Source organism: Corynebacterium alimapuense (assembly GCF_003716585.1).
GTDB classification, from domain to species: domain Bacteria; phylum Actinomycetota; class Actinomycetes; order Mycobacteriales; family Mycobacteriaceae; genus Corynebacterium; species Corynebacterium alimapuense.
Genome location: NZ_PTJO01000003.1, coordinates 199,372 through 215,229, shown reverse-complemented (window position 1 = coordinate 215,229; position 15,858 = coordinate 199,372). Strand labels below are relative to the sequence as shown.

The 15,858-nt window shown below is 59.3% G+C and carries 14 protein-coding genes; all 14 read left to right on the top strand.

Annotated features, from left to right (window positions below; all coding sequences use genetic code 11):
• The first annotated feature begins 52 nt into the window (after window positions 1–52).
• Window positions 53–1,891 (top strand): aspartate--tRNA ligase, encoded by a 1,839-nt coding sequence (aspS, locus tag C5L39_RS02410; RefSeq protein WP_123047294.1) that lies wholly within the window; start codon window positions 53–55, stop codon window positions 1,889–1,891.
• A 29-nt stretch (window positions 1,892–1,920) separates the two neighbouring features.
• On the top strand, window positions 1,921–3,144 hold the full coding sequence (locus C5L39_RS02405; RefSeq protein WP_123047786.1) for a phosphotransferase family protein: 1,224 nt from the start codon (window positions 1,921–1,923) through the stop codon (window positions 3,142–3,144).
• Window positions 3,145–3,188: 44 nt separating this feature from the next.
• Window positions 3,189–4,511, top strand: a complete 1,323-nt coding sequence (locus C5L39_RS02400; protein ID WP_245974885.1) for a replication-associated recombination protein A — start codon at window positions 3,189–3,191, stop codon at window positions 4,509–4,511.
• A 70-nt stretch (window positions 4,512–4,581) separates the two neighbouring features.
• Window positions 4,582–7,251, top strand: coding sequence for an alanine--tRNA ligase (alaS, locus tag C5L39_RS02395; RefSeq protein ID WP_123047293.1), 2,670 nt, complete (start codon window positions 4,582–4,584; stop codon window positions 7,249–7,251).
• A gap of 144 nt (window positions 7,252–7,395) precedes the next feature.
• Window positions 7,396–7,917: a Holliday junction resolvase RuvX gene (gene ruvX, locus C5L39_RS02390; protein WP_123047292.1), complete on the top strand. Its 522-nt coding sequence runs from the start codon at window positions 7,396–7,398 to the stop codon at window positions 7,915–7,917.
• Window positions 7,914–9,122 carry an endolytic transglycosylase MltG gene (gene mltG / locus C5L39_RS02385; protein ID WP_123047291.1) on the top strand — a complete coding sequence of 403 codons (1,209 nt, stop codon included), beginning with the start codon at window positions 7,914–7,916 and terminating at the stop codon, window positions 9,120–9,122. Before ruvX ends, mltG begins: the two co-directional genes overlap by 4 nt.
• Window positions 9,119–9,991: a shikimate dehydrogenase gene (locus C5L39_RS02380; protein WP_123047290.1), complete on the top strand. Its 873-nt coding sequence runs from the start codon at window positions 9,119–9,121 to the stop codon at window positions 9,989–9,991. The genes mltG and C5L39_RS02380 overlap by 4 nt, the downstream gene beginning before the upstream one ends.
• Before the next feature lie 10 nt (window positions 9,992–10,001).
• Window positions 10,002–10,418: a prepilin peptidase gene (locus C5L39_RS02375; protein ID WP_123047289.1), complete on the top strand. Its 417-nt coding sequence runs from the start codon at window positions 10,002–10,004 to the stop codon at window positions 10,416–10,418.
• Between the two features lie 70 nt (window positions 10,419–10,488).
• Window positions 10,489–11,700, top strand: a complete 1,212-nt coding sequence (aroC, locus tag C5L39_RS02370) for a chorismate synthase (RefSeq protein WP_123047288.1) — start codon at window positions 10,489–10,491, stop codon at window positions 11,698–11,700.
• On the top strand, window positions 11,700–12,251 hold the full coding sequence (locus tag C5L39_RS02365) for a shikimate kinase (protein WP_123047287.1): 552 nt from the start codon (window positions 11,700–11,702) through the stop codon (window positions 12,249–12,251). Before aroC ends, C5L39_RS02365 begins: the two co-directional genes overlap by 1 nt.
• Window positions 12,252–12,260: 9 nt before the next feature.
• Window positions 12,261–13,355, top strand: coding sequence for a 3-dehydroquinate synthase (gene aroB, locus C5L39_RS02360; RefSeq protein WP_425453842.1), 1,095 nt, complete (start codon window positions 12,261–12,263; stop codon window positions 13,353–13,355).
• A gap of 2 nt (window positions 13,356–13,357) precedes the next feature.
• Window positions 13,358–13,795, top strand: coding sequence for a type II 3-dehydroquinate dehydratase (gene aroQ / locus C5L39_RS02355; protein ID WP_123047286.1), 438 nt, complete (start codon window positions 13,358–13,360; stop codon window positions 13,793–13,795).
• A 343-nt stretch (window positions 13,796–14,138) separates the two neighbouring features.
• Window positions 14,139–15,230: an aminopeptidase P family protein gene (locus tag C5L39_RS02350; RefSeq protein ID WP_123047285.1), complete on the top strand. Its 1,092-nt coding sequence runs from the start codon at window positions 14,139–14,141 to the stop codon at window positions 15,228–15,230.
• Window positions 15,231–15,281: 51 nt separating this feature from the next.
• Window positions 15,282–15,845: an elongation factor P gene (gene efp, locus C5L39_RS02345; protein ID WP_123047284.1), complete on the top strand. Its 564-nt coding sequence runs from the start codon at window positions 15,282–15,284 to the stop codon at window positions 15,843–15,845.
• Window positions 15,846–15,858 lie beyond the last annotated feature (13 nt).

Below are 15,858 nucleotides of genomic sequence, written 5' to 3'. Positions count from 1 at the left end.
GACTGCTCTTTAAACACTGCTCCAAAGAATCTTGGAAGGACGTAGAACGAACGTGCTGCGCACTCACCTCGCGGGTGACCTCCGCAAAGAAATTGCTGGCCAGACTGTGACACTGACGGGCTGGGTGTCTCGTCGTCGAGACCACGGCGGAGTCATCTTCATTGATCTGCGAGACCGCACCGGCATCGCCCAGGTCGTTTTCCGTGAGTCCGAGGTCGCCCAACGGGCACATGACCTGCGCTCCGAATATTGCGTCCGCATCACCGGTGTCGTGGAGCCTCGCCCGGAAGGATCGGCCAACCCGAACCTGGCCTCCGGCGAGATCGAAGTTAACGTCGGAGAGCTCGAAGTTCTCAACGCTGCGGCGCCTCTGCCTTTCCAGATCGACGACTCCTCCGGCTCCGGCGAGGTCGGCGAAGAAGCTCGCCTGCGCTACCGCTACCTGGACCTGCGTCGTCAGACCCAGGGCGATGCTCTGCGCCTGCGCTCGAAGGCTAACCGGGCTGCTCGTGAGGTGCTCGATAACCATGAGTTCACCGAGATCGAGACCCCGACGCTGACCCGCTCCACCCCGGAGGGTGCTCGCGACTTCCTGGTGCCCGCGCGCCTGAAGCCTGGCTCTTTCTACGCCCTGCCGCAGTCCCCGCAGCTGTTCAAGCAGCTGCTGATGGTCGCTGGCATGGAGCGTTACTACCAGATTGCTCGTTGCTACCGCGATGAGGATTTCCGCGCCGACCGTCAGCCGGAGTTCACCCAGCTCGACGTCGAGATGAGCTTCATCGACCAGGACGACATCATTGCCCTGGGCGAGGAAATCCTCACCGCGCTGTGGAAGCTCATCGGCTACGAGATCACCACTCCGATCCCACGCATGACCTACGCCGAGGCAATGCGTCGCTTTGGTTCCGATAAGCCGGACCTGCGCTTCGACATCGAAATCACCGAGTGCACCGAGTTCTTCGCTGAGACCAGCTTCCGAGTGTTCAAAAACGAGTACGTCGGTGCCGTTGTCATGACTGGTGGAGCTTCCCAGCCGCGCCGTCAGCTCGATGCTTGGCAGGACTGGGCAAAGCAGCGCGGCGCCCGCGGTCTGGCCTACATTCTCGTCGGTGAAGACGGCGAGCTGGCTGGCCCGGTGGCTAAGAACATCACCGAAGCCGAGCGCGCTGGCATCGCCGCTCACGTCGGCGCGCAGCCGGGCGATTGCATCTTCTTCGCCGCTGGCGAAACCAAGCCTTCGCGCGCTCTGCTCGGTGCCGCTCGTGGCGAGATCGCCAACAAGCTTGACCTGATCAAGGAAGGCGACTGGGCCTTTACCTGGATCATCGACGCCCCGATGTTCGAGCCAGCCGCCGATGCGACTGCCTCCGGCGATGTGGCCTTGGGCCATTCCTCCTGGACTGCTGTCCACCACGCCTTCACCTCCCCGAAGCCGGAATGGATCGATTCTTTCGATACCAACCCCGGTGAAGCTACCGCCTACGCCTACGACATCGTCTGCAACGGCAATGAAATCGGTGGCGGCTCCATCCGTATCCACCAGCGTGACGTCCAAGAACGCGTCTTCGAGGTGATGGGTATCACCCAGGAGGAAGCTCAGGAGAAGTTCGGCTTCCTGCTCGACGCCTTCGCCTTCGGCGCCCCGCCGCACGGCGGAATCGCTTTCGGCTGGGACCGGATTGTGTCCCTGCTGGGTGGATTCGATTCCATCCGCGATGTCATTGCCTTCCCGAAGTCCGGCGGCGGAGTGGACCCGCTGACCGATGCTCCGGCACCGATCACCGCTCAGCAGCGCAAGGATTCCGGCATCGACACCAAGCCAAAGAAGGCTGAAGCTGCCAAGGCTACCAAGCTGGCTTCTACTGAATCTGCTGAATCCGCTGAGAAATAAGCATCACGAAGGCCTAGGGGACTATGACACTGCTTAGCCACGACGATATCGTCGACATCGCCGAAACGTTGCTCACCCAACGCTTCGGCGGAACCCAGCACCTGACCGAAATTCAGGAGTTGGGTGGGTCCGGTAGTTCTGTTGTCCTCCGAGCCCGCGTGAGCTCTTCGCCATTTCTCCAACAGCGTTCCGTCATTTTGAAGTTCGTCCCCGTCACCGGTGACGCGCTCGATGATGCTGCGCTGATTCGGGAAATCGCTGCTTATCAGTTCACTACCTCGCTCAGCGAGGACGTAAGACCTGGGCCGATGCTCTTGGCCCATGACGTAGATAAGCGGATCCTTGTTATCACCGATTCTGGTGATGGCGAGACCTTCGCAGATCTGCTCGATCGCAATGACCCAGAACGTCGAGTGTCCATCTTGCGCAATCTAGGCATCGCCTTGGGGCGTATGCATGCCGGAACCGCTCAGCGGGAAACAGATTTCAATGTCCTGCTCAGCCGGCTGCTGCGGGCACATCCAGAAACTGCGGAATATCAGCAGATTCGAGAGACCGCCTTGATCCAGGCGATCCAAATTGGGCAAGACTTGCTTGACTCTGCTGGTTTCGGTCTGCCCTATGAGGTCTCTCGGCTGGCAGATCAAAGTCGCGAGAATCTTCTCTCTGCTCATCATCGGGCGTTTACCCCTTTTGATCTCTCGCCCGACAACATCATCGTCGCTGAGCGAACGCATTTCCTCGACTACGAGTGGGCGGGCTTCCGCGATGTGAGCTTCGACTTGGCCTGCGTGATTGCTGGCTTTCCGCAGTTCCTTTTTGCTCATCCGATCAGCGACGAAGAAGTAGACGTGTTCATCCAGGCATGGACACGCGAGGTCGATCAGCTATGGCCTTATGTCGAAAACGAGGATCATCTGCACTTCCAGATCGTCTCGGCACTGTTGGGCTGGGCACTTTCGAGCGTGGCATTAATGCATTTCGGCTCGATGTCGGGGGCAGCGCTCAACCTGGCAACAGGCGGCGAAGACTTCGATATTGATCAGATCGACGATAGTGGTTATTTATTCCGCCGCGCGGAAGACGGCCCGTTCAAGCATGAGGAATTGATTATTCGCCGCGATATCTATGAGACCTTTGAGGCGCTAGCCCGCTACGCTGCTCGCGGTCACGGCAATGCTTGTGCATCGATATCTTCCTTTAGTCAACAGATCGCCGATCGAGTTGCCAAGCCGGGCCTACCGGTTCGCTGATCGTGGCTCAAGACGCACTATTTGGTAAACCTGCCGACGAGGGGCTGGGGGACAATGAACCCACCCGTAGTTCAGATTTCTTTCAGGTTGGCGGGCATGCCCCGCTAGCAGCGCGGATGCGTCCGCGCACTTTGGAAGAAGTCGTCGGCCAGGATCACCTGCTGGGACCTGGCCGCCCGTTGCGACGCTTGGTCGAGGGCTCTGGGGAGGCTTCCGTGATCCTCTACGGTCCGCCAGGTACTGGGAAGACCACCATTGCCTCGTTGGTCTCTAGCGCCACTGAGCAGAATTTTGTCGGGCTTTCCGCGTTGAACTCCGGGGTGAAACAGGTCCGCGAGGTCATTGATACCGCTCGGCGCGATCTCATCCGGGGCGAGCGCACCGTCCTATTTATCGATGAGGTACACCGGTTTTCGAAAACCCAGCAAGACGCACTCTTGGCTGCGGTAGAAAACCGCACGGTGCTGTTGGTCGCTGCTACCACCGAAAACCCTTCCTTTTCTGTGGTTTCTCCATTGCTCTCGCGTTCACTGTTGCTGCAGCTACAGCCGTTAAATGATGAGGCAGTGGCTTCAGTGCTCGAGCATGCACTCACCGATGAGCGTGGTCTTGGCGGCCGAGTATCTGCTCAGGAAGATGCCCTTGCGCAATTGGTCAGACTGGCCGGTGGTGATGCCCGACGCGCACTGACTTATTTGGAAGCTGCCGCAGAGGCAGTACCTGAAGGTGGGGCGATCACCATTGAGGTCGTGGAAGACAACGTCAACCGCGCGGTAGTGCGCTATGACCGCGACGGTGACCAGCACTATGACGTGGTCAGCGCCTTTATCAAGTCGATCCGCGGCTCGGATGTCGACGCCGCTCTGCACTACCTGGCGCGGATGCTCGAGGCGGGGGAGGATCCTCGGTTTATCGCCCGGCGGTTGATTATCCACGCCTCGGAGGACATCGGGCTTGCAGACCCCACGGCCCTGCAGACGACTGTTGCCGCAGCTCAAGCGGTGGCGTTGATCGGGATGCCGGAGGCTCGACTAACACTGGCTCAAGCAACCATCCACCTGGCTACCGCACCCAAGTCCAATGCAGTCATCGAAGCTATTTCGGCGGCTCAGGAGGATGTGCGGGCAGGCAAGATTGGGCATGTGCCCGCGCATCTGCGCGATGGTCATTATGAGGGTGCCAAAAAGCTCGGCAATGCTGTGGGCTACCGCTATCCCCACGACGACCCGCGCGGTGTTTTGGCCCAGCGATACCTGCCGGAAGAACTCGGTGAAGTTGAGTATTACCGGCCAGCCGGGCATGGTGCGGAGAAACGAATCGCTGACTACTTGGGTAGGTTGCGGAACATCGTGCGGGGCAAGAAATGATGGTGTTGGGCTGAGGGTAGAGTAGTACCCCGACACCGACACCGAATCTTTAGAAGCGAGGACTACTGCCGTGCAGACCCATGAGATCCGGGAGCGCTTTACCAACCACTTTCTCGCCGCTGGGCATAGCGTTGTCCCTAGTGCGTCGCTGATTCTCGAGGACCCGGACCTTCTGTTCGTCAACGCGGGCATGGTCCCGTTCAAGCCCTACTTCCTGGGCCAGCAGAATCCGCCGTTCCCCAGTGGTAAAGCCACCTCTATCCAAAAGTGCGTGCGTACCCTTGACATCGAGGAAGTGGGTGTGACCACCCGGCACAACACCTTCTTCCAGATGGCGGGCAATTTTTCCTTTGGCCAGTACTTCAAGGAAGGCGCTATTACCCACGCCTGGACTTTGTTGACTGACCCGATCGACCAAGGCGGATACGGTCTAGACCCAGAACGCCTATGGGTGACCGTCTACCTCGACGATGATGAAGCCGCTGAGATCTGGGAAACCAAGATTGGTGTGCCCACCGAGCGTATCCAGCGGTTGGGTATGGAAGATAACTACTGGTCCATGGGTGTGCCGGGACCGTGTGGTCCCTGTTCGGAGATCTATTACGACCGCGGCCCAGAACACGGTGCTGATGGTGGCCCAGCTGTTGATGACACTCGCTACATGGAGATCTGGAATCTGGTCTTTATGGGCAAAGAACGCGGCGAGGGCACTGGCAAGGACTCTTTCGAGATCGTCGGCGACCTGCCGAAGAAAAACATTGACACCGGCCTGGGCATTGAGCGCGTGGCATGTCTGTTGCAGGGAGTAGACAACGTCTACGAAACGGATTTGCTGCGCCCGGTTATCGACGCCGCCCAAGAGCTCACCGGCGCCACCTATCAGGGCGATGGCCCCGATGCCGTTCGTTTCCGAGTGATCGCCGATCACTCGCGTACTGGCATGATGCTCATCCTCGATGGAGTTACCCCGTCGAATGAAGGTCGCGGCTACATCCTGCGCCGTCTTCTGCGTCGAATCGTTCGCTCTGCTCGCTTGCTCGGTGCCACGGGGGAGACCCTGGAAAAGCTCATGAACGTCGTGATGGACACCATGACTCCCTCTTACCCGGAGATCGCCGAGAACCGCGAGCGCATTAGCCGGGTGTCTGTCGTGGAAGAACGTGCCTTCCTCAAGACCTTGGAGTCTGGCACCCATCGTTTCGACGAGGCCGCGTCGAGCATTCTGGCCAGCGGTTCCACCCACTTTTCCGGTGAAGAAGCTTTCGCGCTGCACGATACCTATGGTTTCCCGATTGACCTGACCCTGGAGATGGCTGCTGAAGCAGGCCTCGAAGTCGACCGGGCAGCTTTCGATGCCGCGATGTCGGAGCAGCGAGCTCGGGCCAAGGCCGATAACAAGGCCAAAAAACACGGCCACGCCGATGAGAGCGTCTACCGCGAGTGGGTGGACAATCATCCGACCGAGTTCATCGGCTTTAGCGAGCTTTCTGCTGATGCCAAGGTCCTCGGACTGGTCTCCCATGGCCGTTCAATCACCGAAGCCAAGGAGGGCGAGGACGTTGAGGTTATTCTCGACGTCTCTCCGCTCTACGCCGAAAGCGGCGGACAGCTCGGCGATCGCGGCCGGATCATCTCCGGCACCACGGTGCTGGAAGTCAATGATGTGCAAAAGATCGGCAAGCGTCTGTGGGTCCACAAGGCCAAGGTCGCCTCTGGCGGGTTGGATCTGGGACAGACGGTCACCGCGGAGGTCGACCCCGATTGGCGCCACGGTGCCAAGCAAGCCCACACCGGCACACACCTGATCCACGCAGCTCTGCGCCAGGTGCTCGGCCCCACGGCCGTGCAGGCCGGTTCGCTCAATCGCCCTGGCTACCTGCGCTTCGACTTCAACTACACCGAGCAGCTCACTCGTGAGCAGCTGGCCGAAATCGCGACCATCGCCAACCAAGCCGTGGATGATGACATGCCCGTCAACACCATCGAAACCAGCTTGGATGAAGCCCGCAAGCTCGGCGCGATGGCACTCTTCGGTGAGAACTACGGTTCCAAGGTCCGCGTCGTCGAAATCGGCGGCCCGTTCTCCATGGAACTTTGTGGTGGCACCCACGTGGAGCATTCTTCCCAGATCGGCCCCATTGCCATCCTCGGCGAGTCTTCCGTGGGCTCGGGAGCACGGCGTATTGAGGCTTATTCAGGTATGAACTCCTTCCGCTACTTCTCCAAGGAAGCAGCCCTGGCTGCCAACTTGGCCACCTGGTTCAAGGCTCCTACCGAGGAGCTGCCGGACCGAGTCTCTCAGCTCTCGGAGAAGCTGCGTGATGCTGCGAAGCAGATTGCGTCGTTGCGCCGCGAGCAGGTGCTGGCCAACTCCGGCAAGCTACTCGACGACGCCGAGCACGTTGGCGACTTCACGCTGCTGACCCGCCGTATTCCCGACGGAGTCACCAGCAACAACCTGCGTGCCTTGGCCTCGGATCTGCGTGGCAATCTCCACGGACGCCCCGCGGTGGTCGTGCTGGTTTCTGTCGATGGCGATGACAAGGTGCCCTTCGTGGTGAGCGCTACTAAGGAAGCCGTTGATCTTGGAGTCAACTCCGGAGACTTGGTTAAACAGCTCGCAGCCCATCTCGATGGCCGTGGTGGCGGAAAACCAGATATGGCGCAGGGCTCCGGTAGCAACATCGCTGGGCTTGATGATGCCTTTGCTTCCGTCCGTGCGGATCTCGTCAGCCGTTAACCAATGAGGTAAAGTCACGGATTGGTTACGAGACACGCCGAGATCGCTACTGATCTCCGCCCATGACTGCGGATACCTTCAATGTCACACTCGGTGAGCTTCTATAAAGTTGAAGCTCACCCCAGAGGAAAGGTCACCGCCTAGATGAAGGTCAACCCCGATTCCCCGGGTGCAGACGACCCCGGAGCCGGACGTCGCATCGGCATCGATGTCGGTACCGTTCGGATCGGGGTTGCCTCCTCCGATCGAGGAGCCACTTTGGCCACTCCAGTGGAGACTGTGCCGAGGGAAACCGGCCTAAGGGGCCACGACTTAGGTGACATTGATCGTTTGTTGGCGATCATCGCTGAGTATGACGCAGTAGAGGTCGTCGTGGGTCTGCCCCGTGACCTCAAAGGAAACGGCTCGACCAGTGTTAAACACGCCAAGGAAATCGCTTTCCGAATTCGGCGCAGGCTCACCGGCCAGAACTTAGATATTCCAGTCCGGATGGCCGATGAACGCCTCACCACGGTTGCCGCAACCGCAGCGTTGCGGGCTTCCGGCGTATCCGAGAAAGCCGGCCGCAAGGTAATTGACCAAGCAGCAGCCGTGGAGATCCTTCAATCTTGGCTTGATGCTCGCAGCATCGCTCTTGCCACTTCTTCCCAGGAGCTTGATTCATGAACGCCAAGTCCCAGAGTCACCGCCACAGCCGTAGCCGGAGCCGTTTTCGGCAGGAGCCTAAGTACGTGAAGCGCCGTCAGCGTGGCCTAGCCGTGCTCATCGCCTCGTTGGTACTGATCATCGGAGCAGTGGTCTATATCGGTGTCCAAGTTTCTGGCTCAGGTTCTAGCTCCGCTAATGACTTTGAAGGCAACGGCAACGGCGTAACTCAGATGGTTGAGGTTTCTGATGGGGCATCGGTCTCGGTGATGGGCCCAGAGTTAGAAGAACGCGGCATTATTAAAACTGATCGCGCTTTCCAGACTGCTGCGGCCAACAACCCAGACGCTGCCAGCATCCAACCCGGTATTTATCGCCTGCAGGAGGAGATGAGCGCGACTGCCGCTGTTGAAGCGCTCCTTAACCAGGACAACCGAGTGGAATTGCTCGATATTAAGGGTGGCTCCACGCTGCTAGATGTTCAGGTCATCGGTGGGCAGAACCGTCCGGGTATCTATAGCGAGATCTCGGCGGTGACGTGTACCGCAGGTTCGGACAACTGTGTCACCGCCCAAGAGCTACAGCAAGCCGGTGCCACCGCAGATCTCACTGCGTTGGGTGTGCCTGAGTGGGCAATGGAGGCGGTTGCTGCTCGCGGTGACGATGCTAAGCGCATCGAGGGATTGATCGCCCCAGGACAATATGTGGTCAACCCGGGGCTTGACGCCGAAGGAATCCTCAGCGATCTGTTGACTCGCTCAGCCACACAATTCAATGACACCGGCATCGTCGAGCGCGCTGAAGCACTGGGCCTTTCCCCCTATGAACTGCTCATTTCCGCCTCCCTGGTGGAGCGTGAGGCTCCGGCCGGCGACTTCGATAAGGTCGCTCGCGTGATCCTCAACCGCTTGGAAGAACCCATGCGCTTGGAGTTTGATTCCACCGTCAACTACGGGCTGACAGAGGTCGAGGTGGCCACCACCGATGAAGATCGCGCACAAGTGACCCCGTGGAACACCTACGCCAAAGACGGATTACCGGAAACCCCGATCGCGGCAGTATCTGTCGAGGCGATTGAAGCGATGGAAAACCCCGCAGAGGGCAATTGGCTGTTCTTTGTCACCGTTGATCAAGATGGCACCACCTTGTTCAACGACACTTTCGAAGAGCATCTCCTGGATGTAGAAACCGCCATGGAATCAGGCGTATTGGATACCAACCGATGAACAGCCACGAGATCATTAAGGCAGTAGTTTCAGAACCGGTTGCACAGACTCCGATCAATCATCGCGCGGCGGTGCTAGGTTTTCCGATCGCTCATTCGCGCTCGCCAGTGCTGCACAATGCTGGCTATCAGGCGCTAGAGATGGCCGATTGGGACTACTCCCGCATGGAGTGCACCGAGGAAGATCTTCCCGGCATCATCGGTGACGCGGATGAGAGCTACGTTGGTTTTTCGGTGACCATGCCGGCAAAGTTCGCAGCTCTGCGGTGCGCAGACGAGGTCACCGAGCGGGCCCAGTTGATTGGCTCGGCCAATACTCTTGTGCGCACCGAAGCCGGTTGGCGGGCCGATAACACCGACTGCGATGGAGTCATCGGGGCGTTAGGTGAGCTCTTGGGGCAGCGTCTTGATCAGATCAATCGAGCATTGGTCATCGGCGGGGGAGGAACCGCCAGGCCGGCGCTGTGGGCATTGGCTCAAGCAGGCATCACCGAGGTCACGGTGCTCAACCGTTCCGATCGGCGTGCGGAATTGGCGCCCCTAGTGGAGGCCTTGGGTCTAAGCGTTAACTTCATAAATTTCGGACATGATATTCGTCAGGCAGCAATTGACGCTGAGGTTATCGTCTCCACGGTGCCTTCGGCTGCGGTGGCCGGACACGAGTCGGACTTGGGGCACGCCCCCGTACTCGATGTCATCTATGAACCCTGGCCTACTCGATTGACTATTGCTGCAGCGGCCAATGGCTATCGCACCGTCGGCGGCCATGTCATGCTCGCGCATCAGGCCTTTGGCCAGTTCGAACAGTTTACTGCTCAGCCAGCTCCCAAAGAACAGATGCGCCAAGCATTGGAGCGCTCCCTGCGTTAGGCTCGCACGCATGTGGGGCAGTGCAGTGCTCGGGGGAGCAATCGTCGCCATCGCCTGTTGGGCGGTGGCGTTGACTATTTATGATGAAAAGCAACGTCGGCTGCCCGATTCCTTGACGCTGCCTGCGGCTGTGGGCGCAGGGACAGGTGCGATCCTGGTGGAACCGTGGCTGCTACTAGGCGGGCTGGCGTGGGCCGGCCTGTATCTCCTGATCGGGCTAGTTGCCGGCGGGATCGGCGGGGGAGATATCAAGCTGGCGCTGAGCCTGGGAATTGTTGCTGGCACTGGTGGTCCAGTGCTGTGGTTTGCCACAGTGCTGGGTGCGTCAATGATGACTATTGTGCGCGGATTGTTGAGCCGATCTGGGACGGTGGCGCACGGTCCATCGATGTTGGGAGCCACCGTGGCGGCTGTGGCCTTAGCTTAAAGAAGGCTCGCAAACTGCTATTAACCGAGTCCATCACCACAGTGATGGGGTGGCATGAGACAATACCGGCATGCTTCGATGGACTACTGCAGGTGAATCCCACGGTCAGGCACTTATCGCCATGCTTGAGCACATGCCCGCCGGCGTGCCGGTGACCAAGGAGGAGATTTCTCGAGAACTCGCCCGACGTCGCCTGGGCTATGGCCGTGGCGCTCGCATGAAATTTGAGGCCGATGAGTTAACGCTGCTCACCGGTATTCGCCACGGACTTACTTTGGGCAGCCCAATCGCCATCATGATTGGCAACAGTGAGTGGCCCAAGTGGACCACCATCATGTCGGCTGAGCCGGTAGATCTTAATGATGAAGAAATCGCCACCGCGATGAGCTCTGGGCGTGGGGCTAAGCTCACCCGCCCGCGCCCAGGTCACGCTGATTTCTCCGGCATGATCAAATACGACGTCGATGAAGCCCGCCCTATCCTGGAGCGCTCTTCAGCCAGAGAAACCGCCGCCCGTGTGGCAGCTGCGGCCGTGGCTCGTAGCTTCCTGCGCGAGACCCTGGGAGTAGAAGTCCTCTCTCACGTGATCGCCATCGGTGCTTCGGATAGCTACACCGGCCCTGAGCCTACTTTCGCCGACCTATCAGATATTGATGCCTCCCCGGTGCGTGCCTTCGACAAAGATGCTGAAGCCTCGATGATCAGCGAGATCGAAGCCGCTAAAAAGGCTGGCGATACTCTCGGCGGCGTCGTCGAGGTCGTCGTTGAGGGACTGCCCATCGGCTTGGGCTCGCATGTCTCCGGTGATGATCGCCTTGATTCCCAGCTGGCGGCAGCGTTGATGGGCATCCAAGCAATCAAGGGCGTTGAGATCGGTGATGGCTTTGAGGAAGCTCGCCGTCGCGGCAGCAAAGCCCATGATGAGATTGTCCGAGGTGACGATGGTGTGGAGCGGCTGAGTAACCGTGCCGGTGGTGTCGAGGGGGGTATGACCAATGGCCAGACTCTGCGGGTGCGGGCGGCCATGAAGCCGATTTCCACGGTTCCACGCGCGCTCAAGACCATTGATATGAATGATGGATCTGCGGCCACTGGCATTCACCAGCGCTCCGATGTCTGCGCAGTTCCGGCTGCAGGGGTGGTTGCTGAGGCCATGGTCACCTTGGTTCTCGCTCGTGCGGTCCTGGCCAAGTTTGGCGGCGATTCGCTGGGCGAGACTACCCGTAATATTGCTTCTTACCAGGAGTATGTCAACAGCCGCCTGCAGTTCGGAGAACAGTAGTGACTGGTTTGGAAGATCTCAATCCCTACGCCGGAACCTACCGCACCCAGCCCAAAGCAGTACTGGTGGGACCACCCGGTGCCGGAAAATCGACCATCGGCCGCAGATTAGCGCGCGCATTGGCCTTGCCCCTGGTGGACTCTGATCAGCTGATTGAGGAAGAAACTGGCACCTCTTGTGGTGAGGTGTTTCTTAGTCTGGGTGAGCCAGCTTTCCGCGAACTTGAGGCCCGGCATGTTGCTGAGGCACTAGAGATTGGTGGGGTGGTCAGCCTGGGCGGGGGAGCGGTGTTGACCGACTCAACCCGTGAACTACTCAGCCACCACGATGTCGTGTGGGTTGATGTCTCCGTTGAAGAGGGCATCCGGCGCACCGCGCATGAGACCACTCGACCGGTGCTAGCTGCTGATGACCCAGCCGAGCATTACCGCACATTGATCAAGGACCGTACCCCGCTCTATCGCGAGGTCGCAGGCTACCGAACCCGCACCGACGGGCGCACTCCCCAGCAAGTTGTCGCCGATATTCTCGGCTACCTCGACACCCTTTGAGCCAATAATCTGAAAGGACTTGTGATCGTGACCACGATCCCGGTGAACGGACCCAACCCCTACGAGGTCGTCATCGACCACGGACTTGATGCCGCGGTGGCAGCTCAAGCCAGCGCTAGCGGTGCGGCCAAGGTGCTATTGATCCATCAGCCCACGTTGGTGGCACCCGCACAGCAGCTGCGGGAGGCAGTGGAAGCCAAAGGCCTAGAGGTATTCTTGGCACCGGTGCCCGATGCTGAAGCGGGCAAGACCCTAGCGGTTGTTGGGCAGCTGTGGGATCGATTGGGCGAGCATGCTTTTAGCCGAGGTGACCTCGTCATTGGTTTGGGTGGTGGCGCGGTTACTGACTTGGCTGGTTTCGTGGCAGCCTCCTGGATGCGTGGAATTAACGTCATCCAGGTGCCCACCACGCTCTTGGCGATGGTGGACGCCGCAGTTGGTGGCAAGACCGGTATCAACACCGCTGTGGGCAAGAACCTAGTCGGTGCTTTCCACGAACCTAATGCAGTCTTTATTGACCTCGACCGGCTTAATACCCTGCCCATGGAAGAGCTCATCGCCGGATCTGCTGAGATCATCAAAACCGGATTCATCGCTGACACCGTCATTCTGGATCGCTATGAAGCAGACCCAGCAGCCTGCCTGCGCGCCGATGGTTACCTGCCAGAGCTCATTGCCCGTTCGGTCACCGTCAAGGCCTCGGTGGTGGGCCAAGATCTGAAAGAATCTGGCCTGCGCGAGATTCTCAACTACGGCCACACCTTCGGCCACGCCGTCGAGCTGCGGGAAAACTACCGCTGGCGCCACGGCAACGCGGTAGCCGTCGGAATGATGTTTATCGCTCGCTTGGCACAGGGACGTGGGCTCATCGATGCCCCTTTGGTTGATCGCCATCGCCGGATCCTGGAATCGGTGGGACTGCCCACAAGCTACCCGGCCGGGTACTTCGATGAGCTTTATGCCGCAATGACTCGGGATAAGAAAAACCGGGGCGGGCATATTCGTTTCGTAGCACTGACCGCAGCCGGTAGCACTACTCGCTTGGAAGGCCCCAGCCTCGCGGAGCTGCAGACTGCCTATGACGGTGTCTCGGAGGGGAGCTAATCATGGCTCAGACCGTATTGGTACTCAATGGTCCCAATCTCAACCGTCTGGGTAAGCGGCAGCCGGAGGTCTACGGCACCACCACCCTGGCAGATCTTGAGCAGCTGATCGAGCAGCGGGCTCAGGCCTTAGAGGTGAGCGTTCGCTGCCGGCAGTCCAACCACGAGGGCCAGTTGATCGACTGGGTCCATGAGGCCGCCGATCACGGCTGGCCGGTGATCATCAACCCCGGTGGGTTCACTCATACCTCAGTTGCGCTGCGTGATGCACTCGCAGAGGTTGCCGATGGTGCCGGCTTTATCGAGGTGCATATTTCTAATGTGCATGCTCGTGAGCCCTTTAGAGCGCACAGCTACCTCTCACCGATCGCTCTAGGAGTGATCGCTGGACTAGATATCAATGGCTATCTGCTGGCGCTGGAGCACATAGCTGGCAGTTAGGGAGGCTTTAGGGGTTTGGCTTCGTAGCTGCCAGGGGAGTGCGCAACGGGAACCCACAACGTGGACGCCTTAAGTTCTTCGATCTTCCTGCACGTGCAGGAAGACGGTTTAGCAGCGGTGAGTCTGGTCAAAATTGATCTGGTTAGCAGCGTTCCATGGGCTGCGGTTGGGTGTGATTAGGTGACATCGAACCATGTATGCGATCACTGCAGCAGTGCTGCCACATCGTCGATTCCGGGGCTCTGAAACAGGTGCCCGTAGGTAGCTCACGGCACGACTTGGGTGCTGGAAGATAGAGTTGAATCAACATAGGCTCACATACTTTCAATTCGAGGAGAATCTCATGGCATATGCGGATACTCGCTTCGCCACCCGACGTCGTGCACTCTCAGCCAAGCTGGCCGGAATGCGCATCGACGAGATGCTGATTACCAATCCCATTCACGTGCGCTTTTTCTCCGGGTTCACTGGCTCCTCCGGAGCATTGGTGCTGGCCAAGGATCTGACCGCGGAGATCGCCACCGATGGGCGCTACACCACCCAGATCGCTGAAGAAGTTCCGGATATCTCCTCCGTGATTGACCGTCCTAGCGATGAGGCACTGCTGGGGCGCATCGAAGGCCCGCGCCGTGTCGGCTTTGAAGCAGATTATCTGCCAGTCTCCCAGCTCGAGCGTCTGCAGCAGGCGTGCCAGGACGATGTCACGTTGGTTCCGGTTACCGGGATCATCGAGGAGATCCGCGAGGTCAAGGACAACACTGAGCGCATCCGTCTAGCCGAGGTAGCCGACCTAGCTTGCCGGGCATTTGAAGGATTGCTCGCTGCTGGCGAGCTGGCCATCGGCCGCACCGAGCGCGATGTCGCCGCAGACCTAGAGCACCGGATGCGTCGATTCGGAGCAGAGCGAACCAGCTTTGACACCATCGTTGCCTCGGGGCCCAACTCGGCCAAGCCGCACCACCTTGCCGGCGACCGCATCATTCGTCGTGGTGACCTAGTGGTCATCGACTTCGGTGCTCATGCCCGTGGCTTTAATTCCGACATGACCCGCACTGTGATCATGGGCGAGGCCGATGAATTCTCTCGTGAGATCTACGACATCGTCTTGCGCTCCCAGTTGGCCGGTGTGGAAGCCGCAACACCGGGCACCAAGCTGGTTGATGTGGATGCCGCCTGCCGCTCCGTGATCGAAGAAGCTGGCTATGGTGAGTTCTTCGTCCACTCCACCGGACACGGCGTGGGCTTGGAAGTCCATGAGATGCCGGCTGCTTCCCAGACCGGCAAAGGCACCCTGCGGGAGAACATGACCCTGACCATCGAACCGGGCATTTATGTCCCCGGCCGCGGCGGCGTGCGGATCGAAGACACCTTGTTGATCACGCAGGGCCCAGCCCGTATCATTACCCCGACCAGCAAGGAACTACGCGTGGTGTAGGCTGGTAAAGCTGATATTAGATAGAACACGACCGACAAGGGAGACAACTTCGTGGCAAACACGGCCGATTTTAAGAATGGTCTCGTGCTCAAGATCGATGGCAAGCTACAGCAGATCATCGAATTCCAGCACGTCAAGCCAGGTAAAGGCCCCGCTTTCGTGCGCAGCAAGCTCAAGGACGTCGTCAGTGGCAAGACCGTTGACAAGACCTGGAACGCTGGTGTGAAGGTCGAGACCGCGACCGTCGATCGCCGTGACATGACCTACCTCTACAACGATGGCTCCGCTTATGTCCTCATGGATGATAAGAACTACGAGCAGGTTGAGCTGTCTCCGGACAAGTTCGGCAAGGCCGGCGACTTCCTGCTGGAGAACATGCGCGTACAGGTCTCTTTCCACGAGGGCGAGCCGCTGTTCGCTGAGCTGCCAGTCTCGGTGGACTTGACCGTCTCCCACACTGATCCGGGCCTGCAGGGCGATCGTTCTTCCGGCGGCACCAAGCCCGCCACCCTCGAAACCGGTGCCGAGATCCAGGTGCCGCTATTCCTGGAGACCGGCAACGTGGTCAAGGTTGACACCCGTACCGGCGAGTACGTCTCGCGCGTCTCCAACTAAGACCCAGGCAGGA

Bases quoted from the DNA above. Each gene is read 5' to 3' on its own strand.
- aroC (WP_123047288.1), top strand. From the start codon at position 10,489: ATGCTTCGATGGACTACTGCAGGTGAATCCCACGGTCAGGCACTTATC.
- C5L39_RS02375 (WP_123047289.1), top strand. From the start codon at position 10,002: ATGTGGGGCAGTGCAGTGCTCGGGGGAGCAATCGTCGCCATCGCCTGT.
- mltG (WP_123047291.1), top strand. From the start codon at position 7,914: ATGAACGCCAAGTCCCAGAGTCACCGCCACAGCCGTAGCCGGAGCCGT.
- C5L39_RS02380 (WP_123047290.1), top strand. From the start codon at position 9,119: ATGAACAGCCACGAGATCATTAAGGCAGTAGTTTCAGAACCGGTTGCA.
- C5L39_RS02350 (WP_123047285.1), top strand. From the start codon at position 14,139: ATGGCATATGCGGATACTCGCTTCGCCACCCGACGTCGTGCACTCTCA.
- ruvX (WP_123047292.1), top strand. From the start codon at position 7,396: ATGAAGGTCAACCCCGATTCCCCGGGTGCAGACGACCCCGGAGCCGGA.
- aroQ (WP_123047286.1), top strand. From the start codon at position 13,358: ATGGCTCAGACCGTATTGGTACTCAATGGTCCCAATCTCAACCGTCTG.